Origin of the sequence: Cellvibrio sp. PSBB023, from assembly GCF_002007605.1 — a bacterium.
Taxonomy (GTDB): Bacteria; Pseudomonadota; Gammaproteobacteria; order Pseudomonadales; family Cellvibrionaceae; genus Cellvibrio.
In genome coordinates this window covers 879,008-901,449 of record NZ_CP019799.1, presented here as the reverse complement: position 1 = coordinate 901,449, position 22,442 = coordinate 879,008, and the positions used below count along the sequence as shown (strand labels likewise).

The window sequence follows — 22,442 nt, the reverse complement described above, 5'->3', positions numbered from 1 at the left end:
GCTCTCAGTAACTCAAAAAAGGCGATAACAACATAACAAGGGAAAACGGGCGCCCCATTACACCATTTGGTCGCCACCGCCGCCCAGCATAATTTCGCCTGCATCGGCCATACGGCGCGCCGTGATAAGGATTTCTTTCTGCGCTGCTTCCACATCGGCCAAGCGCATGGGCGGCTTGGTTTCCAGATCGTCGCGCAGCAATTCGGCGGCGCGCTTGGACATATTCTTGAAAATCTTTTCCTTGAGTTCGTCGTCGGCGCCCTTGAGCGCTACCACCAATACATCGGACGACACTTCGCGCAACAGCGCCTGAATACCGCGATCGTCCACATCTTTGAGGTTGTCGAAGACAAACATAAGGTCCTGAATCTGGTTGCCCATGTCTTCGTCGATTTCTTTGATGCCTTCCATCAATTCGGCTTCGATAGAACCGTCCAGGTTGTTCATAATCTCCGCCGCCACTTTGTAACCGCCCATGGCTTTGGTTTGCGATGCCGCATTGCCGGAGAATTGTTTTTCCAGAATATCGTTCAGTTCTTGCAGCGCACTCGGTTGCACTGTATCGAGCGAGGCGACGCGCATCATAATGTCGAGGCGCACTTTTTCGGGGAAATACGTCAGAATTTCGGCGGACTGATCCGCTTCCAGGTAGGCAATAACGATCGCCTGAATTTGGGGGTGTTCGTTGCGGATCATATCGGACACGGAGCGCGCATCCATCCACTTCAATGTATCCAGGCCGGTGGTATTGCCGCCAATCAAAATACGGTCAATCAGGCTGTTGGCTTTATCTTCACCCAACGCGGTAACCAACATTTTGCGAATGTAATTATCGGCACCGACACCAAGGCCCGTGAGGGTGCGCACTTCATCGAGGAAATTCGCCAGTACCAACTGCACTTCGGACTGCTGCACATTTTGCAGCTGCGTCATGGCGCCACCGATGCGCTGTACTTCTTTCGGCCCCATGTGCTTGAGAATTTCAGCAGCGTCTGCCTCGCCCAGCGACATCAACAGAATCGCTGCCTGATCGACATAGCGCATCTTCAGCGCGGGTTTTGTAGCGACCGCTTTATCATTTGCATCAGTCATCGCGATTTATCCACTTTTTAACCACCTGGGCAACGCGGCCCGGGTCGTCGGCAATCAAGCCTTTAATTGCATTAAGTTGTTCTTCGTAACCCTGCTCTGGCCCGGGCAACATCAGCGCATGGCCGCCGGTCAGGGTTACGGTTTCATCAGACATGCCATCCAGGCCTGCGGCACCGGCCGCTTCAAGTGCTGCCAACTGGCGCGCCTCTTCTTCCTCGGCAATCGCCCCGCCTTGTTTGGCAAGGCTTCTAAACATGGGGCGCAGTAATCCAAACACAATCAACAAAATCACCAGTACGCTGGCAATGTATTTGATGTTGGGGATGATCCACTCTTGCCACCAGGGCAAGGCTTCCATTCCGGCATTAGGATCAAGTGCACGATTGGCAAAAGGTGAGTTCAACACGTTCACACTGTCGCCGCGTACCGCGCTAAAACCCACAGCGTCACGTACCAGTATAGACAAGCGTTCCAATTCAGCTTCTGTCCATGGTACCGCGGTTTCAACGCCTTCCGCGTTTTTGACTATTTTATCGTCCACAACCACGGCCACGGTTAAGCGTTTGAGTGTGCCCTGCTGGTGTTTTGTATAACTAACGGTGCGATCCAACTCGTAATTACGAGTCGCTTGTTCGCGATTATTGGTCGGTGTGGCAGGAGCAATGGGCTGGCCAGTCGCCGGGTCGATTTGCTCGGGCGCCGCCGCAGTGCCCGGCGGTTGGTTGGTCAAGGCACCGGGAATACCGGCAGCCACATCGCCCGCGCGGCGGGTTTCGTTCAGGGTTTGCTCCGAACGAATGGCCGGTAAATCCGGGTTGAAGGTTTCGGCCGCCTGCTCTACGGCGGTGAAGTCTACATCCGCACTCACCTCGGCGCGGAAGTTACCACCGCCCACAACGGGTTCAAGAATGCCATTGATGCGGCGAATAATGCTGGTTTCTACTTCTTTGGAATATTGATGTTGCTTGGCTGCCAAGAGCAGATCTGCACTTTCCTCGCCGGTGGACAATAAATTACCCTGCTGATCCACCAGGGTGACATCCTCCATTTTCATACCGGGCACAGAGGATGCAACTAAATTCATAATGGCTTTGACTTGCGCCGCATCTACCGTTCTACCGGCAAACACTTCCACAAAAACGGAGGCGGTTGGATTGGCGGTATCACGTACAAATACGGTTTTTTTCGGAATGGCCAAATGCACCCGTGCGCTGCGGATGCTATTGATACTGGTAATCGTCCGCGCCAATTCACCTTCAATACTGCGCTGGTAGCGTGTACTTTCCACAAATTGGCTGGTGCCCAGTGGCTGTTCTTTATCCATCAATTCAAAACCCTGTACCGGGCTTGAAGGCAAACCAAACTCCGCCAATTTCAGGCGCGCCATATGCACATCATCGGCCGCCACCAGAATGGCGCCGCTGTTAGGATCGACTTTAAATTTAATGCGGTTTTGCTCCAGCACATCCACCACATTGGAGGCATCCAGATTATCCATACGCCCATAGAGTGGACGGTAATCATCGCCCTGCATCCACATGACAATGGCAAAACCAATCGCCACGCTGGCAGCCAGTGTCACCATCAAACCAATCTGACGCAGTAAATTCAGATTGCTGAGGCCTTCAAGAAAATCACCGCCAAAACGCGATTGGGCGGGTAATTTTTCTGTATCTGACGCGGCGGGAGTAGCCATAATTTCTATACCTTATCGATAATGTTCTAGCGGTAATTCTGGAATGGGTTGCGAATTAAATAGGCATATTCATAACGTCGCGGTAGGCATCGATTAATTTATTGCGCACCTGTACCGCCGCTTGAAATGACACCGACGCCTTTTGCGAGGCAATCATCACGTCGGTAATGTCCACACCCGCCACACCGCGCTCGTAAGCATCGGCCATGGCACTGGAGGTTTTTTGCACCTCATTCACTTTATTCACTGCCTGCGTCATTAAATCGCCGAAGCTGGGCACCTTGGTAGCGCCCTCTACCGGCAAAGCGCCGAGGCTGCGCATCCCATTAGGGGTATCACCTATGCCCTGCGGGCGCTGGAACGCCTGGGTTTGCGCTTTCATAGCACGCATATCGCCCAGAAGCCTGCTGATATCAACGCGATCGGTCATGGTGAAACTCCCCCTTCTTACTCATTCAGCCCAATAGCGGGTGACAATAATTTGGCATTACGCCCGCTTATTTCTTCTCTGGGGAGGATTTTGCACAAAGCAGGCCAACATTTGCCGCTCGGCAATCACTTGCCTGTTGCGCGCAAATACTGCGTGCGAATTAATCAATTTGTCGTGTTTCGTTCATTGCTTTGTCATGGAATAAAAATAGGCTTGCCCTTGCTGCACTCGACCATTGCATTTACAGGAGATAGGTATGAATCTGCTTACTATGCACACCGAATTGGAAATACTCGATGACGCCATGGCGAGCTTTATCGCCGATGTCGTGGTATCAAAAAGCAAGAAACAAAAGATGCGGCGCAACATGGAATGTCGCCGCAAATTAGAAGAGAAGTGGGAAGCAAAAAAACTAGCGCGCGAAACGTGCGAGTATGATTTTGATTATTTGCACTAGGTTGCCGGTGAAATATGCCGGTTAATTATTATCTTTAAACATTAGCTATTCAACAGGCTAGCCTGTGTATTTGCTATCAGACCAATCCAGACTCTTTAAAAAAGTAGAACCAATCGATTATTGAGATCCTCATCAAAAATGAGAATCATATTTGTTATAACTTAACTTTAAAAGTATGAATTTTTCCATAAATACACTCGTATTTTATTTCCAGTGTTAATTGACTTAGAGCTGCGCATATTTTTGCATGAAGCTCATTATCAGATTGAGTCCCTTCAAAAGCGAGAAGAGTCACTTCTGTTCCTTGGTAGAGAGCAGACTGATCATCTAAAGAAGCTAATTTATGTGAAATTTTTTCTAAAGAAACACCCACGCTAGAAAACAAAACCTTGTAATCATTGTAATTTTTTACTCTGAACTCACTGTTGCCGTGGGAAAAAGCAATGGATTTAAAAATCGCAGGACCAACGCCATGATTACACAACTTTATCTCTATTTTTTCTCCATTAGTCATATTTGAATGACAATCAATATGCGGCCTAACAGAAACTCGATTATGCTTTCTTGTTAATGCTCCCTGCCAGATAGAAATACCTAGAGCAGACAACGCAATAATTGCTGCGCAAATAGATATAGTATCGCTTGTCGAAAATAGCGATGATGATGATATAGTTTCTCGATCCACTTCCAATTAAGCCCCCTCTTTATGCCTCTAAAGAGGCCGTAGAAAAACCTAAAAAATACTGAATCTCCCTACAGCCAATTGATTAATAATTACTTTCTAAATTTCAACCCATTTAGTTCAATTGAAACCTATCAAATAAGACATACACAAAAATAGTGGCCATTTTAAATTCTACAGTGCTGAATATTTGCGATCGGCAAGCAAACTAAACTTGTATTGCAGGTATTAATTTTTCCTCTTTCTCATACTTATTAATTCAACCAAGGATGAGTATGTGGATTCCTCAAATACAGTTACTGAAAGATCTGGATTTTGTACGCCAATACAATTACCGCCCACATCACCGTCTACCGTTAGTGGGGTGCAAACAGAATACAGTCCAATTCCATCTTCTTTTTCGTAGGTTTCCACTCTCCATGCGATTATAGGCTCAATTTTTTCCAAATCTTCTGGCCCGTCTAGTTCATAGATAGCGAAGTATCCTTTTTGTGCTTCCACTACTTGTACAGTTATAAGCTTCAAAATAATTCCCCATATATTATAGTTTTGCATAACAGTTTATTGCTTTGCATCAACTATATAACTCGCAGGGATTTATTCCAATAAATTTATTGTGTCGCTGTATAATTCCCAAAAACTGGAACAGTTTAAATGCATTTAAACCCATAAAAATCAACATTTTAATCACCATTCCTAATTAATTACTGAGTTATAAGCTACTGATGCTGAATTAATTGGATATTATCCAAACAGATGCAATTACAGAAAATCAAGGCTAGCTTCTTTGCCGATTGCTGGCTTGGAGGGATGTATTGGGACGTGATAGCTATTACGGCTATGGGGATATTCGGTAGGTTTGCCGCATCCAGCAAGAGTACAAACAAGCAGGATGCGACAGGAACTATCAGGATTTACTTACTCGGTAATGTCATAACCCTCTTCACGCAAACGCGCAATTTTATAGCGCAGGGTACGTGCACTGATTCCCAATCGCTCGGCCGTGTTTTTCCGGCTGCCGCGCTCATTGCGCAAGGTATTCATAATAATTTCGTACTCGCGCTGCTTAAGGTCGTTACCTAATGCAGGATTATTCAGCGATGAATGCTGCACTGGTTGATTGCTAACCAGCGCCAAATGTTCGTTGTTCACTGCACCGACAGAAAATTGACTGGCGCGGAAGCTGGCATTGGCAAAAGCCTGCGCCGCAAAAGATGGCTGTCTGTCTCCGCCGTCATCCATAACTGGGTTAACCGCCTGCGCCGCTTGCAATAAATTCGGCTTTTGGCTGTAGCTGATCGGGCTTTGTGAATAGGTGCCTTCACCGCCCAAGCCCAAATCTTCTGCCTGAATCGATTTACCTGGCTGCAAAATCAAAGCGCGCTGCATAATGTTATCCAGCTCGCGTACATTGCCCGGCCATGGATAAGCGAGCAGCATTTGTTGTGCAGAAGGTGACAAGTTCACACCGCGACGATTTTGTTTGTGGGCATGCTTTTGCAAGAGTTTTTCTGCGAGCGGAATAATATCCTCCATGCGATCGCGCAGCGGTGCCCACTGCAAGGGCAATACACTCAGGCGATAGTACAAGTCTTCGCGGAATTTTCCCGCAACGACTTCACTGCGCATATCGCGGTTGGAGGTGGCAATCACACGCACATCCAACTTAATAGTTTTACGCCCACCCAAGCGCTCCACTTCGCGCTCCTGCAAAACACGCAATAATTTTGCTTGCAAGCCAATATCCATTTCTGAAATTTCATCGAGCAACAAAGTGCCGCCATTAGCCTGTTCAAATTTCCCCGGGCTGCTGGTGTGGGCGCCGGTATAAGCGCCTTTTTCATGCCCAAACAACATGGCTTCCAACATATTTTCCGGAATCGCCGCGCAGTTAATCGCGATAAAAGGTTGATGGCGACGTGGTGAGTGATCGTGAATATAACGCGCCAGTACTTCTTTACCCGTGCCTGATTCTCCCACCACCAACACCGTGGAATCTGACTGCGCAACACGTTTTGCAAGCTGCAAAAGTTGCTGGCTGGAAGGCGCCATGGCCACCGGTTCGTCACCGGAAATTTGCGCTACTCCCAAATGCCGCGCCACGGTTTCCACCAAGGTATTTGGCGCAAAGGGTTTTACCAAATAATCCACCGCGCCCTGCTTCATTGCATCAACCGATTCGCTAATGCTGGCGTAAGCCGTAATCAACATCATGGGAATTTGTGGATAGTCCTGCTTTACGCAGCGCAACAATTCATGACCACTCATGCCGCCCATATTTACATCAGACACAATCATGCGAATGTCGCTGTAAAGTGCGAGCTGTTTGAGTGCATCTTCCGCACTGCTTACGGCAATCACTGCATAATCTGCCAACTGCAGCGTATCGGTTAAGGCTTCACGCAGGTTATTGTCATCTTCGACAACCAATACGTTGATCGCATTTTCAAAGCCAGCTTGTTGCAATGCTAACGCCATGATTAATTCCCCTGGGATTGAAAGGTTGCAAAAGGAATTAACAAGCTTGCGCAAGTCCCTTTACCAACCGTCGATTGCAATAAAAATTTTCCGTGATGTGCACGCGCAACCGCCTGCACCACACTCAACCCCAAACCAGTCCCCTGGGCTTTGGTAGTTACAAATAAATCGCCCACCGCATTGAGCAGCTCCGGCGCCATGCCCGGGCCTTTGTCACACACTCGAATCCACAAGCGTGGCGCTTCCTGCTCCAGCGGCAAACGATGTTTGTCGGTAGCACTCTTCAGCGCGTTGGGATAAGTATTAAATTCAATGCGTAAATGCGCTTTGCGCTCTACGGCTTGAATGGCGTTATTCACCAGATTCAATACCGCGCCTACGAGCGCATCGCGATTGCATTGAATGTATTCTTCACGACAATTCATAACCCACTCACAACTGGATTCACTGGTCATGAGCGGCACTTCCATCGCCTCGGCCAATTCATTTTGTAATTGCGCTACGCTGATTACATCGTTTAATTGCAATTCGCCTTTCACGTAAAACAGCATGTCTTGGATTTGACGCTCGATATTGTTCAAGCGCCCGAGAATTTTTTCAGAGAATTGTTGGCGACGCATATCATCCAATTTGCCATCGCACAAATGACCGGCGTACAACATAGCGGAGGACAGCGGCGTGCGGATTTGATGTGCCAGTGCCCCCATCATTTTGCCCAGTGCGGACAATCGCTCATGGCGACTCAACTCGCCCTGCAATCGGCGGGTTTCGGTTTGATCGGTCAGCAAAATAATTTGCCCGTCTTCACCAAGATTGCGGGTTTGAATACTAATGCGACGGCCATCGTGTAAAGAGACTTCATGACCATCATCCTGACGTGGCGCAAAGCTGCGTTTAATCACTTCGCGCCAAAGTTCGCCTTGCAGGGGCTCGCCCAATAAGTCAAGCGCTGCCGGGTTGCATTCGGAAACGCGGCCTGAGGAATCCAGTACCACCACGCCACCGGGTAAAAAGTTGAGCAGGCTTTCCAAGCGATGCGCGAGCTTTTCTTTTTCCGCCAGCTCTTGTAACCGGCGATCACTCAGGCTGGACAGCTCTTCATTTAATTCTGCAACGCGGTTTTCCAACAGGTGATAGGAATCCGCCAGTTGATTGGAAAGCTGATCAAACAAGGCAAAAGCACTTTTTAAATCCTGGCTCTTTTCAGCGAGTACCCTGTCTTTAACCAGCAGGGGCTCTTGAACCAGCGGCCTGGTTAGCAACACACCCGCATTGGTGTTGGCAGCATCGCCCACAGGTACGAGCGTCAACCCTGCCTTATCCACCGTATTCAAAAGTGCTTGTGTCATAGAAACCCCTGATCGCTGATCTCGCGCCACATCGCTAACCAAACCGTCAATAAGTTAACGGATCAGCTGCCCGTGGCACTGCTATACAGGGGTAACTGCAAGCCTGATGCCAATCTTTTTTTGTTTTTATTATCAATGAGTTACATAAAAACACGCAAACAGCCAGTCAAACTATTGGCTCGCACTTGCCAAGACCACAGCAGCAGCAATAACACCCGGCTACCGCACTGGCGATTTAATATTGCTGTGGATTAGCGTATAAAACGCGACTGTTTTGACAGGCCAGGTATTTGACGGGTTTGGTACCGATCAAACAGGCACCAATAACATTCAGGGACAATTATGCGACGCCACTTATTGCCATTACTTGGACTGGTTTTAGTATTTTCAGGTCCGCCGCTGCAGGCAGCCGATATTTATAAATACCAGGATGCCAACGGCAAATGGCGTTATACCGACAAAAAACCCAAAACCGATACAGCAGAAACGCTTACCCTGAAAAAAACTGCCAAACCGAAAATAGAACCCAGGTTTTTTGTCGATAAAGATGAGCAGCGGGGCAAGAATCACTTGGTGGTGCACAACCCTTTTCATGCACCCGTTCACGTCAGACTGCAGTCGTCGCAACTCAAGAAAGGCAAATCCCGCGTTATTCCCGCTCTTGGCAAGAAAACCCTGTTGAGCACAGCGGATACCATTGAACCTTTTACCTACAAATGGCAATGGGGCGACCCCAGCCGCGTGCCAGGGCCGCAGGAATACCAGTTCCCTGCTGACCCCTTGGGCTGCTACAGAATCACCCAGGCCTTTAACGGTAAGTTTTCCCATCAGGGTGATAACAGCCGCTATGCCGTCGATATAGCACTGCCGGTGGGTACCGCCATCAACGCCGCACGCGCCGGTGTCGTAATCGCCGTAAAGGACGATTACTACATGGGCGGCGTGGATAAATTCTTCCTCGACAAAGCCAATTACGTACGCATTCTCCATGACGACGGCACCTTTGCCCTTTACGGCCACATTCTCTTGGGCACCGCAGCTGTGCGCGTAGGCGACAAAGTCACCGCGGGTACCACCCTCGCCAAATCCGGTAGTTCCGGCTACTCCAGCGGCCCCCACCTGCATTTTGTCATCCATTGCTTGAGTCTTATGGGGTAAATACCCGCTACATTCGCGTCATCCATGCACAAGACCCGCAAGCACTACTCTGGATAACATGGGAAGCTTTGTCGGCTGGCAACAGTCACACGGTTATTTCCAGCCCGGGGAAACTGAGCGATAAAGAGTTATCGCAACTGGAAGTCGCGGCAGCGAAAGGTCAATGTCAGGGGCTACTATTACGTGTTAGATAACTACAGATCAATCCGTCAACATCAGGGATGATGAAACGTTTTTTGTTAGTGCAACATCAGCTTTTCCAGTTCAGACAATTCTCCAAAGGCCTCATCCAACTGCGCCTCCGCTTGCTGATCCGCAATCTCACCTGCCGCATCCATTCCCGCTTCAATCATCGCTTTGGCAACCATGAATTTCTCTTCGCCCAAAAATGCCAGGGATTCCTGAGAAAAACGAATCGTTACCAAAGGTTCATTTGTCTCGCTGTCTGCACGTTGCAGGGCTACATCGCCATTCGTCAGCTCAACAATTTCATAAAAGGAAGACATAGGGTTCCTGTTATCGCCACATGAAAAGGGCGCGCATTCTAACACTCAATGCCAAGGAAGCCTATTTGATAGCGGCGGTAAGCGCCGCAAAGTGGGCAAACAACTCACGCCACGCGAGGAATAGCCTGCAGCAGCAACCCGGAAGAGGACTCAATCTGATGGGGAAACACATCGGCCACTATTAATGTCACATCGCCATTAGCCAAGCGAGTACAACCCGCAAGACTATGAATACCCACCTCCCCCTCCAATACCATGAGCAGGCAATAATGGTCGAATTCCAAGGTATATTCACCGCATAATCTGATGCGACGAACCTCAAAGTCTTCAAAATTGACGATACGTTGAACCTGAAGAGCATCGCTGTGACACAGCACCGTTGGAGGCACCAACAGAGCAGAATCCATATCGACAAGATTTAGTGCAGCAGCAGTATCCCAGTGTTTCTGGGTTAGCACCTTTTGCCCAAAGCTGAGAATTTTTCGTTCATATACAGGCGTCTGGAACTCAACAACCCGTACCCCATGCTGCAACGCATGCGGCACCAGCCGAGGTACAGCCACTACATCGCCCACCGCTAGCGGGTGAAGCGCCACAAACCCATCCATAACCTGCTTCAATATTTTTTCACGGTCAACTAATGCTTTATATTCAGCATCTTGTGCCAGCTCATTCATCCATAACCTTAACTGGCACGCCGCGATAGGCTGATCGAGTGCAATGCCTTGCTCACGCTTTTTGTGATCCAGCAAATCATCTATTGCCCGCCGCACCTTTTCATAATCACTAACAGCCACACCATAGGCAAGCTTAAATGCCTCGTTGGTTGTATACCGCGCCCTTATGGCCGGATCAAAGCCCAATTGAATTGCGCCGCGCCCATCAGGCCATGCTTGCTGATCCACGTGAGTCACGACATAGACCTCTTGTTTTTGCTCATGTAGCTCGAAATAGAGGTCGCCATAACATTCGTCTGCAAGCGGGTCGAGCACTTTTAGCAGTATTAGCTGCCCTGCATCACCTAAAGCGAGGCGATGACGCAAAAACTCCAGCACCCATGGCAAAGGCAAGTTGCCCCTTTCACCAATAACCTCTGCCTGACCGCGCGCCTCAATGCCGGTATACCAAACTTCTTGCCCCAAGGCTTGGGAATATGGACCGGCGACAAAAATAAAGGCGCAGAGATGAGCACACGGGGAAAAGCTTGCTGCTGGCAATAACAAACCGCCGACTCGATAGTAGCAGGCAATGATTCCAGTTCGCGTATACGCGCCTCAGTGCAGGGAAAAATGCTGATGTGAACATCAGGGACTGTAGACTGGGTATTGCGCGACTGAATAGTCACCAGTGCGAGTAATGTCTGTTGCGATTTCTCTGCCAGATAAGTGGCGTGATGAACGAAGCGCAGCGCAAAAATATCAACAGCCTGTTCCTGCGCCGATTCCTGCCATGCTTCCACATGTCCGCTCAAGCAAACTTCAGGTGCGGTGTTGTTATCCAGAGTGTGAAGAATCAATCCTGTCTCTTTATTAGCTAGCCAACGTAGGATTGTAGTTTATCAGAGCGTTGCAATTTCTTGCTGGCAAAACAACACATGCAACATTTGATTACAAAGACCACTAAAAAAGCCGACACTGGGTCGGCTTTTTTAGTGGTGGCTGTTTTGGTAGATAGCAGGCTAGATAAACAACTAATTAAGCCGCTCCAGCACTGTTGTAATGCCCTGCCCCAAACCAATACACATGGTAGAAACGCCCATAGTTAAATCGCGATCCTGCATTACCGTCAGTAAGGAGCCGGTAATACGGGTACCCGAGCAACCAAAAGGATGCCCCAAGGCAATTGCCCCACCATGCAAATTTACCTTATCGTTCATCACCTCAAGCAATTTGAGGTCTTTCAGCACAGGCAAGGCTTGGGCAGCAAAAGCCTCGTTTAACTCGACGGCATCTATGTCGTCCATTGTCAGGTTAACCGCTTTCAGTGCCTTTTCTGTGGATGGCACTGGGCCATACCCCATAATGGATGGATCAACACCAGCCAAGCCCATGGAGACCACTTTGGCGATAGGCTTAAGTCCGAGCGCCTTGGCACGCTCTGCCGACATCACCAACATAACCGATGCCCCATCACTCATTTGCGATGAAGTTCCCGCCGTGACCTGACCATTTTTAGGGTCAAATACCGGAGGCAATTTAGCCAGGGCTTCGTAAGTCGTGTCGGGACGAATGGTTTCATCCTGATCAACCGCGATTAAAAAACCATCCGCATTGTGTCCATTAACCGCAAGAATTTCGCGACTGAACTTCCCTTCTGCCCGCGCTTTGGCGGCCAACTGGTGCGAGCGAACCCCGAACTCATCCATTTGCTGACGATTAATGCCATGTAACAGCGCCAGATATTCTGCTGTCATGCCCATATTGCCTGCCGCTTTGGCAACCGAAAGTCCCAGCAAGGGGTTAATGCTGACGGATTCATACATGGGCAAATGCCCCATATGCTCAACACCGCCAATCAAGTACACATCACCCTGCCCGGCACGGATATTCACTGTAGCGGTGTGTAGGGCCGACATGGAGGAACCACACAAACGATTGATGGTTTGGGCGGGAATAGTGTGCGGCAAACCGGCGAGCAGCAAAATATTGCGCGCCACATTAAAGGCCTGCTCTTCACGCTGCATAACGCAGCCCCAGAGCAAATCATCGATAGTATTAGGGTCTAACTGCGGATTGCGAGCCAGAAGGCCTTTGATAATGGCCGCAGAAATATCATCTGCACGCACATTGCGGAAGCAACCATTCTTGGAGCGCCCCATAGCGCTACGTGCATAATCGACGATAACGGCATCGCGTGGTTGTAAGCTCATTATTCTGACTCCTTAGCCGTAAAATTTTTGATGGTTGGCCGCTTTGGCTTTAAGACTGTCCGGCGCATGATAGAGCGGACCGAGCGCACTGAATTTTGCTGCCATATCACAGAATGCTGCCGCACCTATGGAATCGATCCAACGGAACACACCACCACGGAATGGAGGGAACCCCGTACCATACACCAGTGCCATATCCGCCTCGGCCGCCGTTTCCACAATGCCTTCATCAAGGCAACGAGTCAGCTCGGTTGCCATTGGAATCATCATCCGCGCGATAATGTCTTCATCGCTAATATCTGCCGTGACCTGAACACCAGCCTTCACTATATCGGCGACTTCCGGTGCAACCACCTTGGCAGGCTTACCTTTTTTATCCAGCGCGTAGTTGTAAAAACCTTTTTCCGTTTTTTGCCCCAAGCGGCCAGCCGCAAACAAGGCATCGGTACAGGAGGTAAAATTGCGTTGCATGCGATCCGGGAAACCATCAGCCATCACTTTCTCGGCATGAACAGCGGTATCAATCCCCACAACATCCAGCAGATAGGCAGGCCCCATTGGCCAACCCCAGGTTTCCATCAGCTTGTCGATGCGCTGGAAATCCACACCATCGCGCACCAAGATTGCAAAACCGGCCAAATAGGGAAACAACACGCGATTCACTAAAAAGCCGGGACAGTCTTTCACCACAATCGGTTTTTTACCCATCGCATTGGCGTAGGCAACGGTGCGCGCAATAGCGTTATCCGAGGTTTTTACACCGCGGATCACCTCCACCAGCGGCATCATGTGTACAGGGTTGAAAAAGTGCATGCCGCAAAAATTTTCCGGACGCGCCAAACCTTCCGCCAGATAGCTAATTGAAATGGTCGATGTATTGGAAGCAATGACCGTATCAGCACCCACTTTTGTTTCAGCCTCAGCCAATACCGCTTTTTTCACTTTCGGATTTTCTACAACGGCTTCCACTACAATATCGACCTGCTCAAAACCATCGTAAGTTAACGCAGGCTCAATGCGATTTAACACGTCTCCCATTTCTGCTGGAGTTAATTTTTTACGCTCTACGCGCTTACTTAATAATTTATTGGCTTCTGACAAACCAAGATCAATACCTTTTTGGGCAATGTCTTTCATTTTGATGGGGACACCCTTGAGTGCCGACTGGTAGGCAATCCCACCGCCCATAATGCCAGCACCCAACACGGCCGCACGGCCAATTTTTTTGTCGGCCTTTTTCTCCCAGGCTTTGGCTTTTTTACCGAGCAATTGCTCATTAATAAAGATCCCGACCAAAGATTGAGCCACGGGTGTTAATGCCATTTTGGCAAAACCTTCCGCTTCAATTTGCAGGGCTTCATCGCGACCTTTATCTGCCGCTTTCTGCATCGATTTAATTGCCGTTACTGGCGCTGGATAATTACGCCCGGCCTGAGCCCCAACAAATGCTTTGGAGGTTTCAAAGGCCATCATCGATTCAATAAAATTTAACTGTAATGGTGATTTTTTCTGTGTGCGGCGAGCCTGATAATCAAACACACCAGCTATGCATTGTTGCAGGCAATGAAGTGCAGCATCGCGCAACTTGGCAGGCTCAACAACCGCATCAACCACACGCGCCGTTAACGCAGATTCTGCGTCGTTTTCTTTGCCTGCGGCGATCCATTCGACCGCTGTATCCAAACCGGCAATACGCGGCAGTCGCACCGTACCACCCCAACCGGGAATAATACCCAACTTGGTTTCCGGTAGACCTACTTTGGCCGCAGTGCTGGCGATACGGTAATCACACGACAAACAGAATTCCAAGCCACCGCCCAACGCAAAGCCATTAATAGCCACCACGGTTGGGAAGGGTAAATCTTCAATACGACAGAAATTGCGATTGTTGGCCGCCAGATGACCGATGACCTGATCGGGCCCAGCCGCAAAAACAGCACCAAATTCAGTGATATCCGCACCAACAATAAATACCTCTTTGGCGCTGGTGATCAGGAGCCCCCTGATCCCCGAGGATGTTCCCAACAGATCAAGTACCTGTTGAAGTTCAGCAACTGCGAGCAAATTGAATTTATTGACTGACTCGCCTTGCAGATCAAAGGTCAGCTCCGCAATGCCATCGGGCAAAAGGGTAACCTTGAGGGCTTTTCCTTGAAACATAATGAATCTCTCTTTTGTCTAGGGAGGGAAAATCTGACTTTGAGTGTAGCAGCATGAGCAGCACTTGCCCTAGAGCAGCGCAAAAGGCTGACAACAAACGCACAAAAAGGGAGCTTATTAGATGGGTAGCTCAAAAAGCGAACAGATAAACAAACGTGACTCATCGTTACTTGTATTACCCAAGCGATATAACTGCCCGGCAGAGACACAAAAAGACTCGCCCGTCACCAGGGTTTGAGCACCTGCAGCCAGTGTAAGCGTCAGCGCGCCGCTTAGCACCACACCGGACAAATCGGCAGAGGCCACTGAAAATGTACCCGCAGAGCGGGCAGCTAGCACCAGCGTGCGAGAGTGAATAGGCGGGGATACCAAGCGGTTTAATTCGCGGGTATTTACATCAACACCAAAGGCAAAAAAGTCGGGCAGGCTGATAGGAATGGCAGACAGAATACGCACAAGAGATTGAACACTGGGGCTTACCTGCCCTTGCTCTATAGTGGAGATACTACTGTTGGTTACACCCGCGCGCTTGGCTAATTCACGTTGGGAAAAACCAGCTAATTCACGCAGCAGCTTTAGCCGCACACCGGTATCGGACGATATAGGGCAATCATCTGATGGAATACTGCTCTCAGTGCTCACAACAGGTTACTCATCATAATCAAGCAGCACGGCTAGAGGAATGGCACAGCAGGGAAACATTGTGCACCGGGTAATAACCCGGTGCCAGAACGAGTGCTTATTTTTTGGATGCCAGCAACTGCTCTCTTTCCAGAGTAGGCAGATTATCAACGATTAATTGATATGAGTGATCAATCATGCGCTGGATCTGTTCCGAGGGAACAGAGCCATCCAGAATAACCGTGTTCCAATGTTTTTTATTCATTTGGAAACCCGGACGAACCGCAGGGTACTGCTCACGCAGTTGTAGGGCGAGATCGGGATCACACTTCAAACTAACACGTGGCACACCACCTTCAGCAGTCAGGGTAGCAAACATTTTATGGCACACTTTATACACGGCCATATCAGGACCAGAGGGAAATAACTCTTTGGCTTGATGTTTGTTTAAAAGGTACTTCTGTGAAGAAAGAAAATCCATGTTTTAGTCCTTTATCGAACAACTCAGGTCGATTTAAAAGCTATAAATTGGGTTAAGGAAGTAGTCGCGTTGTACTCAGAAAAGTTCATTGTAACTACTCATACATGCACACTGCCCTGCGCCAGCATCGGTTGTATTTAAAGCATAGGCATCAAATACCTACACACCCGACTACAGTTTGATTATAGACAAGTGAAGCACATCACACTTCAATTACCACTCCATAATCAGGGCTCGCTCCTTCACCTGTGTCTATTTTGCATCAGGCGCTTAATAAACGATAGTCGATATGGCGCATAAATCAACATTTTTTAGCATTCACTTGCTTTTAGATGTAATAAGTCAGGCTATTCATATAAAAAGATTGTAGATATATACGCCTTAAATGCCACCAAACGCACCAGAATGCAGCATCAAAATGAGGTGCGTCGATACTCCCTGTACTCCGGCTCCCAAAATTGTTGATTGATTTTCGTATCGATCAATTCAATGGGAATTGGCAAGGCTACACCGTCTTCTATCGCTTGGAGAATGACGGCTTTGGCGATCAATTTACTCACCGAGCGAATATCATCTAACAGTGGTAACAAAGCACCACTCCCCGTGGTGGCCAAAGGAGATGCTGCAGCCAGTGCTTTGCTTGCCGCCATCATCATGTTGTCGGTAATCCGTGTTGCCTTGGCAACAATGACACCAAGCCCAACCCCCGGAAAAATATAACTGTTATTGCACTGGGCGATCTCCACCACCTTGCCCCCCATATCCACCGGAGCAAAGGGGCTGCCCGTCGCGACCATGGCTTTGCCCGCACTCCAACGCAACAAGTCAACCGGCTGTGCCTCAGCCTGTGAGGTTGGGTTGGAGAGAGGCAGAATCAAGGGGTGCTCGCAATAGGCCTGCATGGATTCCACTATCGCCTTGGTAAATAGCCCTGCTTGACCTGACACACCAATCAGCACGGTGGGATGCACATTTGCGACAACGTCCAACAAACTCAAGCGCCCATCGCTCGATGCGGTTTTCCAGGAAGCAACGATCTCATCTGGTGTGCAAAAGGGTCTCTGGAACTCAAACAAATCCGGTGAACTGGTTTGCAGCAAGCCATCACGGCTCATCAAAAAGATACGACGTCGAGCCTCCTCGCTGCTGGCTCCCTCTGCCACCATCTGCTTCACAATCTGATCGGCAATACCGCAGCCCGCCGAACCGGCACCCGCAAATACAATGCGCTGATCTTTGAGTTGCTCGCCTTTGGCAAGGCACGCTGCCATCAGTGTTCCTACCGCAACCGCAGCGGTTCCCTGAATATCGTCATTGAAGCAGCAGAGCTGATCGCGATAACGATTCAATAAGGGTGTCGCATGGTCTTGTGCAAAATCCTCGAATTGCAGCAACACATTCGGCCACCGCACCTTAACGGCCTGAATAAATTCTTCGACAAACTGGTAATACTCATCGCCGGTAATACGCTTGTGTCGCCACCCCATGTACATAGGGTCATTCAACAAAGCTTCGTTGTTGGTTCCCACATCCAAGGTGACTGGCAGGGTGTAAGCGGGACTGATGCCACCACAGGCGGTATAAAGCGCTAATTTCCCGATAGGAATCCCCATGCCACCGATTCCCTGATCACCAAGCCCCAAAATACGTTCACCGTCTGTGACTACGATCACTTTGACATTTTGTTTAGTCGCATTTTGCAGCATGTCATCAATCCGTGCGCGATCCGGGTATGAAATAAATAACCCGCGTTTGCGACGATATATTTTTGAAAATTGCTGGCAGGCTAATCCCACGGTGGGCGTATAGATAAGCGGCATAATTTCTGTCAGATGATCTGTCACCAAACGAAAATAGGCCGTTTCATTTGTATCCTGGATATTACGCAAAAAAATGTGCTTATCGATCGGCGATTCAAATGAACACAGTTGCTGATAAACACGCGCCTCCTGTTCCTCAATTGTCTCAATGTTGTAAGGCAACAAACCTTCAAGATTAAACTGCTGGCGTTCACGTTCAGTAAAAGCACTGCCCTTATTCAGCAGAGGAGCTTCAAGTAATGCCGGTCCGGCAAAGGGGATATAAATAGGACGCTTCTTGGTCATAACAATCACAAAAACCCATAGGACGATAAATCAACCATAGCGCAATTGATCGCGAACAACCAGCGCCACTAAAGAATTATTATTTTTACAATGCACAGCGTAGAATAGCGCTTCTGCTTCGTAGTATTTCCACCCATGCAAGAGATGATTATGAACCTTGAACAGTTTTTTACCACACTGAAAAACACGCCGGACTCGATTCAATTTAGTAACACTATCGCAGTAATAGATTCCAATTATGAATTCACGCCCACTCGCTTTAAAAATGGAGCGTTAATTAACGAAGCAGGACAAAACTCAGGCTCCTGTAAAATATTCTCATTCGCCAAATTGCACAGCCTGCCGGAAGATCAAACACTGGCTTGCTTTGGAGATTATTATCGCGTTGATGTACTGCAACACCCAACAGCGACTGATCACCAAAATATTCGCAATTTTATTCAATCAGGTTGGTCAGGTATTCAATTCGATAACCCTGCCCTGTGCAAAAAATAAAAAGAGGACTGCAGGATGAAAAATTGTGCCCTGTTAATAATGACCATCAGTTTACTTTTCGCCTGCAGCACCCACCAGCCTGCACCAAAACAGCAGGAACAACCGCTAACAGAATGCCCTGAGCAACGCCCCCAAATATGCACCATGGATTATCGCCCTGTGTGCGCCACCCGCGATACCGGCATTCGCTGCGTAACAACCCCCTGCCCATCCAGCGAGCAAAAAACCTATAGCAATAGCTGCAGTGCTTGCGCAGACTCGGCTGTTATGGGCTATATCGCCAATGAATGCCCGCCGGCAGCAGTGAAATAATTTGCCGAAGGAAATAACACACCATGTGGATACAAAAAGAATTCCAACTGAAAGCCAGGGCACGCGGTTTTCATTTGGTAACCGATGAAATAGTGCAACAAGTGCCCGAGCTTAAACAGTTCACACTGGGGCTTCTAAATATCCTCATTAAGCATACATCTGCATCACTCACCATCAATGAAAATGCCGATCCAACAGTACGCAAGGATTTTGAAAGCTACTTTAACCGCGCCATCCCGGAAGACGAGCCCTATTATCTGCACAGGGATGAAGGCAGTGACGACATGCCCGCACACCTTAAGGCAAGTGTGCTCGGTGCCAGCCTCACTATTCCCATTACTCATGGCCGATTGAATTTGGGGGTTTGGCAGGGAATTTATTTGTGCGAACACCGCAACTATGGCGGCAGCCGAACTCTGGTTATCACCTTGCAGGGCGAGACGCACTAAATCAGCAGGCATAAAAAAACCGCCAGTGGCGGTTTTTTTATGCGCATTTAACACGAAAGGACGTACAGCTTATTTACGCATTCCCGGAGGCAAGCCACCGCCAGGTGGCATTCCGCCTGGCATCATGCCACCAATGCCGCGCATCATTTTCTGCATGCCGCCGCCTTTCATTTTGCCCATCATCTTGGCCATTTGTTTGTATTGCTTTAACAGTCGGTTCAAATCCTGAATTTGTGTACCAGACCCCATAGTAATGCGACGCTTGCGCGAGCCGCTCAGGTCATCCGGATTGCGTCGCTCTTCCGGCGTCATGGAGTTAATAATTGCCTCCATGGTTTTAAACTGCTTGCCCATATTGGCCGTCTGTGCCATCTGCGCCACATTGCCCAAACCGGGCAACTTATCCAACATCGATGTTAAACCACCCATGTTTTGCATTTGCTGCAATTGATCGCGCAAATCTTCCAAGTCGAATTTTTGGCCTTTAGTGACCTTCTTGATTAATTTTTCTGCTTTTTCTTTATCGATCGTGCGTTCCGCTTGCTCAATTAACGAGAGCACATCGCCCATACCCAAAATGCGCGAAGCGATACGATCAGGATGGAAGGGTTCCAAAGCATCTACTTTTTCACCCATACCCAAAAACTTGATGGGTTTGCCAGTGATGTGACGTACAGACAAGGCTGCACCGCCCCGCGCATCACCATCGGCTTTGGTCAGAATCACACCGGTTAATGGCAACGCATCGTTAAAAGCTTTAGCCGTGTTGACCGCATCCTGACCAATCATCGCATCTATAACAAACAGGGTTTCAATGGGATTGATTGCCGCATGCAGGTCTTTGATCTCTACCATCAACTCATCGTCAATATGCAAACGACCAGCGGTATCCACAATCAAAACATCAAAAAATTGTTTTTTCGCATGATCAATGGCGTTGCGGGCGATATCCAATGGCTTTTGTTCTCCAGTGGAGGGGAAACACTCAACCCCTACCTCTGCCGCCAATGTTTGCAACTGCTGAATAGCCGCAGGGCGATACACGTCCGCACTGACTACCAACACCTTTTTCTTTTCACGCTCCTTGAGGAAACGTGCCAATTTGGCAACAGAGGTGGTTTTACCCGCCCCCTGCAAACCTGCCATCAGAACTACAGCTGGTGGTTGCTGCGCAAGGTTCAGCGATTCATTGGCTTGCCCCATAGTGGCAACCAACTCAGCTTCTACGATCTTGATAAATTGCTGGCCGGGGTTCAGCGCCTTACTGATTTGCTGACCCAGCGCACGGCTGCGAACCTGATCAATAAATGCTTTAACAACTGGCAGCGCAACATCAGCCTCCAGTAACGCCTTGCGCACATCGCGCAGTGCATCTTTAATATTGTCTTCACTGAGGCGCGCCTTGCCAGTAATGCTGCGCAACGTATGGGATAAGCGGTCGGTTAAATTCTCAAACATAGCCTGTCTCAAACAATCGGTTAATGCGACGAAGGTTAACGCAGCCGGCAGCCGGGAGGCAAAAAACGGCTAATACCCTTCAAAAATGTGGTGGCGATTATACCCTCAAAGCCATCATAAAGGGGCAAGCAAAGGCAGAATGAATACTACCGGCAGCAAGCAGAAATGGATAAGTATGTTTCTCATTTACCCTTCTCTTTACAAAAACCTTATGACACACTTGTCCTCTCGATTAGCATTCCCGCTGCCGCCTACGGATTAGCCTTACCAACATGATCACACTCAGTGCCAACCTGATCGCCCTATTCATATACAGCGTCGCTGCCGCTTACTTTGGTCGCCAATTCATACGCCAGCAGGCGCTCCAACCCAAGCAGCTGATTGCCACCGCCGGTCTGGCCCTTATCGCACATGGTATTGGTGTCTACGGCATGAGTATCAAAGGCGACAGTTTAAACGTCAGTATTTTCTCAGCATCGTCACTGATATTCTGGGTAATCAATGCCATCGTATTATTCAGCAGCCTAAAAAAGGCACTGCATAATTTGTTTTTATTGCTCTTCCCGCTTTCCGCCATTTCGGTTTTGGCCTCTATCGGCGGTCACAACAGCGAGTGGCAACAATCACTGAGCTATCAAATAGCCACTCATGTCGTGCTGTCTATTCTGGCCTATAGCTTACTGACGATTGCCAGCCTGCAAGCACTACTACTGGCCTATCAAAATCACGCACTCAAGAACAAACAGCTGACCAACAGCTCTCGCCTGCTGCCGCCATTACAAACCATGGAAGCACTGCTGTTTGAGTTTTTGTGGATTGGGGAGATTCTGTTGACCTTGGCTATTGCTTCAGGGTTTTACTTTCTGGAGGATATGTTTGCGCAGCACCTTGCACACAAAACCGTTTTTGCCTTGGTCGCTTGGCTGATTTACGCCCTGCTACTCTGGGGGCGCCATCAGTTGGGATGGCGAGGCAATACAGCAATTCGCTGGACGCTGGCCGGTTTCGTCTGCTTGATGCTGGCGTATTTTGGTAGCAAATTAGTACTGGAAATTATTTTGCATCGGGTTTAACACCCGTCTTTTCATTGGCGGCAGGCTCGTTTTTCCTGTCGCTCTCATGTTGATCAGGACCAATGGAATTCCAATCCGTTTTAGCCATTAGTTTGCGTAACACCCAACCACACAATGCCGCGAGCGCAATCAAACCAACCAAAAAAAACAGAATTACCAGAAAGTAACCGCCCAACTCTTTCCAGCTTAATCCCCAAGCATAGACAGCAAGAAAAATAAAACAAAAACCAGCAATAAGGTTAACGCCAAGGCCACGATTACGAAGCAGTTTGCGAATGATCATAAACACCCCACAAAGAGAATTGGCAATCCGGCCAATGTAACAACCCTAACAACAGCAGGAAAATGATCAGCATCATTTAGCTAATAGAGTGACTGACACATAGGCCAGGATAAACCCAAGCAATGCCAACACTTTTACCGCAACACTTTTTTGTATCGCGGTAAAAGCCTGGAACCGGGGATGATTTGATACCAGCAGCTGTGCCAGCACATAAATCACCAGAAAACCCAACGCAAAATAAATCGCGTATTCATGAAAAAGCTGTGCTTGCATTTGGGATAACGCCCT

Annotated in this window: 24 protein-coding genes; 6 read left to right on the top strand and 18 right to left on the bottom strand. The window is 48.7% G+C overall.

The annotated features are described in order from the left end of the window. Nucleotides 1–57: 57 nt before the first annotated feature. Genes fliG through fliE form a run of 3 tightly spaced genes read right to left on the bottom strand, consistent with a single transcriptional unit; the run spans nt 58 to nt 3,218 of the window. Entirely contained in the window at nt 58–1,092 is a 1,035-nt protein-coding gene (gene fliG, locus B0D95_RS04075) for a flagellar motor switch protein FliG (protein ID WP_078042707.1), read from the bottom strand. Then, nucleotides 1,085–2,788: a flagellar basal-body MS-ring/collar protein FliF gene (gene fliF, locus B0D95_RS04070; RefSeq protein ID WP_078042706.1), complete on the bottom strand. Its 1,704-nt coding sequence runs from the start codon at nt 2,786–2,788 to the stop codon at nt 1,085–1,087. Before fliF ends, fliG begins: the two co-directional genes overlap by 8 nt. A gap of 55 nt (nt 2,789–2,843) precedes the next feature. Continuing rightward, nucleotides 2,844–3,218 (bottom strand): flagellar hook-basal body complex protein FliE, encoded by a 375-nt coding sequence (gene fliE, locus B0D95_RS04065; protein ID WP_078042705.1) that lies wholly within the window; start codon nt 3,216–3,218, stop codon nt 2,844–2,846. Nucleotides 3,219–3,474: 256 nt separating this feature from the next. On the opposite strand from fliE, the gene B0D95_RS04060 reads away from it, so the two are divergent. Further along, on the top strand, nt 3,475–3,675 hold the full coding sequence (locus B0D95_RS04060) for a PA3496 family putative envelope integrity protein (RefSeq protein ID WP_078042704.1): 201 nt from the start codon (nt 3,475–3,477) through the stop codon (nt 3,673–3,675). A 154-nt stretch (nt 3,676–3,829) separates the two neighbouring features. On the opposite strand, the gene B0D95_RS04055 is transcribed toward B0D95_RS04060, so the two are convergent. The 4 genes from B0D95_RS04055 to B0D95_RS04040 all read right to left on the bottom strand — a co-directional run bounded on the left by B0D95_RS04055 (nt 3,830) and on the right by B0D95_RS04040 (nt 8,184). Then, nucleotides 3,830–4,366: a hypothetical protein gene (locus B0D95_RS04055; RefSeq protein ID WP_149867862.1), complete on the bottom strand. Its 537-nt coding sequence runs from the start codon at nt 4,364–4,366 to the stop codon at nt 3,830–3,832. A gap of 219 nt (nt 4,367–4,585) precedes the next feature. Next, nucleotides 4,586–4,912, bottom strand: a complete 327-nt coding sequence (locus tag B0D95_RS04050; protein ID WP_078042702.1) for a hypothetical protein — start codon at nt 4,910–4,912, stop codon at nt 4,586–4,588. A gap of 363 nt (nt 4,913–5,275) precedes the next feature. Continuing rightward, the gene (locus B0D95_RS04045) at nt 5,276–6,835 is read right to left on the bottom strand and encodes a sigma-54 dependent transcriptional regulator (protein WP_078042701.1); all 1,560 of its coding nucleotides are present in this window, start codon (nt 6,833–6,835) and stop codon (nt 5,276–5,278) included. Nucleotides 6,836–6,837: 2 nt separating this feature from the next. Then, the gene (locus tag B0D95_RS04040; protein WP_078042700.1) at nt 6,838–8,184 is read right to left on the bottom strand and encodes a PAS domain-containing sensor histidine kinase; all 1,347 of its coding nucleotides are present in this window, start codon (nt 8,182–8,184) and stop codon (nt 6,838–6,840) included. A gap of 342 nt (nt 8,185–8,526) precedes the next feature. On the opposite strand from B0D95_RS04040, the gene B0D95_RS04035 reads away from it, so the two are divergent. After that, complete coding sequence (locus B0D95_RS04035; protein ID WP_078042699.1) at nt 8,527–9,342, top strand: M23 family metallopeptidase; 816 nt, start codon at nt 8,527–8,529, stop codon at nt 9,340–9,342. A 239-nt stretch (nt 9,343–9,581) separates the two neighbouring features. Here B0D95_RS04035 and B0D95_RS04025 read toward each other — a convergent pair whose 3' ends face one another. The 8 genes from B0D95_RS04025 to B0D95_RS03995 all read right to left on the bottom strand — a co-directional run bounded on the left by B0D95_RS04025 (nt 9,582) and on the right by B0D95_RS03995 (nt 18,084). After that, nucleotides 9,582–9,848 carry a hypothetical protein gene (locus B0D95_RS04025; RefSeq protein ID WP_078042698.1) on the bottom strand — a complete coding sequence of 89 codons (267 nt, stop codon included), beginning with the start codon at nt 9,846–9,848 and terminating at the stop codon, nt 9,582–9,584. Between the two features lie 104 nt (nt 9,849–9,952). Further along, complete coding sequence (locus tag B0D95_RS04020; RefSeq protein ID WP_149867861.1) at nt 9,953–10,918, bottom strand: hypothetical protein; 966 nt, start codon at nt 10,916–10,918, stop codon at nt 9,953–9,955. Continuing rightward, entirely contained in the window at nt 10,870–11,364 is a 495-nt protein-coding gene (locus tag B0D95_RS20390; RefSeq protein WP_149867860.1) for a hypothetical protein, read from the bottom strand. Before B0D95_RS20390 ends, B0D95_RS04020 begins: the two co-directional genes overlap by 49 nt. 174 nt (nt 11,365–11,538) lie before the next feature. Continuing rightward, nucleotides 11,539–12,717 (bottom strand): acetyl-CoA C-acyltransferase FadA, encoded by a 1,179-nt coding sequence (gene fadA / locus B0D95_RS04015; protein WP_078042696.1) that lies wholly within the window; start codon nt 12,715–12,717, stop codon nt 11,539–11,541. A 12-nt stretch (nt 12,718–12,729) separates the two neighbouring features. Then, a complete protein-coding gene (fadB, locus tag B0D95_RS04010; protein WP_078042695.1) occupies nt 12,730–14,880 on the bottom strand; it encodes a fatty acid oxidation complex subunit alpha FadB in 2,151 nt (716 codons plus the stop codon). 114 nt (nt 14,881–14,994) lie between these two features. Beyond that, a complete protein-coding gene (locus tag B0D95_RS21095) occupies nt 14,995–15,519 on the bottom strand; it encodes a helix-turn-helix domain-containing protein (RefSeq protein ID WP_246841719.1) in 525 nt (174 codons plus the stop codon). 97 nt (nt 15,520–15,616) lie between these two features. Then, nucleotides 15,617–15,979: an MmcQ/YjbR family DNA-binding protein gene (locus tag B0D95_RS04000; RefSeq protein ID WP_078042694.1), complete on the bottom strand. Its 363-nt coding sequence runs from the start codon at nt 15,977–15,979 to the stop codon at nt 15,617–15,619. Nucleotides 15,980–16,392: 413 nt separating this feature from the next. Further along, nucleotides 16,393–18,084, bottom strand: coding sequence for an NAD-dependent malic enzyme (locus B0D95_RS03995; RefSeq protein ID WP_078042693.1), 1,692 nt, complete (start codon nt 18,082–18,084; stop codon nt 16,393–16,395). A gap of 150 nt (nt 18,085–18,234) precedes the next feature. On the opposite strand from B0D95_RS03995, the gene B0D95_RS03990 reads away from it, so the two are divergent. Genes B0D95_RS03990 through B0D95_RS03980 form a run of 3 tightly spaced genes read left to right on the top strand, consistent with a single transcriptional unit; the run spans nt 18,235 to nt 19,340 of the window. Beyond that, a complete protein-coding gene (locus B0D95_RS03990) occupies nt 18,235–18,579 on the top strand; it encodes a HopJ type III effector protein (RefSeq protein WP_078042692.1) in 345 nt (114 codons plus the stop codon). A gap of 15 nt (nt 18,580–18,594) precedes the next feature. After that, complete coding sequence (locus tag B0D95_RS03985; protein WP_078042691.1) at nt 18,595–18,891, top strand: hypothetical protein; 297 nt, start codon at nt 18,595–18,597, stop codon at nt 18,889–18,891. A gap of 23 nt (nt 18,892–18,914) precedes the next feature. Then, nucleotides 18,915–19,340, top strand: coding sequence for a secondary thiamine-phosphate synthase enzyme YjbQ (locus B0D95_RS03980; protein WP_078042690.1), 426 nt, complete (start codon nt 18,915–18,917; stop codon nt 19,338–19,340). Nucleotides 19,341–19,409: 69 nt separating this feature from the next. On the opposite strand, the gene ffh is transcribed toward B0D95_RS03980, so the two are convergent. Beyond that, on the bottom strand, nt 19,410–20,798 hold the full coding sequence (gene ffh, locus B0D95_RS03975; protein WP_078042689.1) for a signal recognition particle protein: 1,389 nt from the start codon (nt 20,796–20,798) through the stop codon (nt 19,410–19,412). A 272-nt stretch (nt 20,799–21,070) separates the two neighbouring features. Between ffh and B0D95_RS03970 the strand changes: the two genes are divergently transcribed. Next, entirely contained in the window at nt 21,071–21,871 is an 801-nt protein-coding gene (locus B0D95_RS03970) for an inner membrane protein YpjD (RefSeq protein WP_078042688.1), read from the top strand. Here the strand turns inward: B0D95_RS03970 and B0D95_RS03965 are convergent. After that, the gene (locus B0D95_RS03965; protein WP_078042687.1) at nt 21,852–22,154 is read right to left on the bottom strand and encodes a hypothetical protein; all 303 of its coding nucleotides are present in this window, start codon (nt 22,152–22,154) and stop codon (nt 21,852–21,854) included. The two genes, B0D95_RS03970 and B0D95_RS03965, sit on opposite strands and share 20 nt — an antisense overlap. Nucleotides 22,155–22,226: 72 nt before the next feature. Then, the gene (locus B0D95_RS03960) at nt 22,227–22,427 is read right to left on the bottom strand and encodes a hypothetical protein (protein ID WP_078042686.1); all 201 of its coding nucleotides are present in this window, start codon (nt 22,425–22,427) and stop codon (nt 22,227–22,229) included. Between the last annotated feature and the right edge of the window lie 15 nt (nt 22,428–22,442).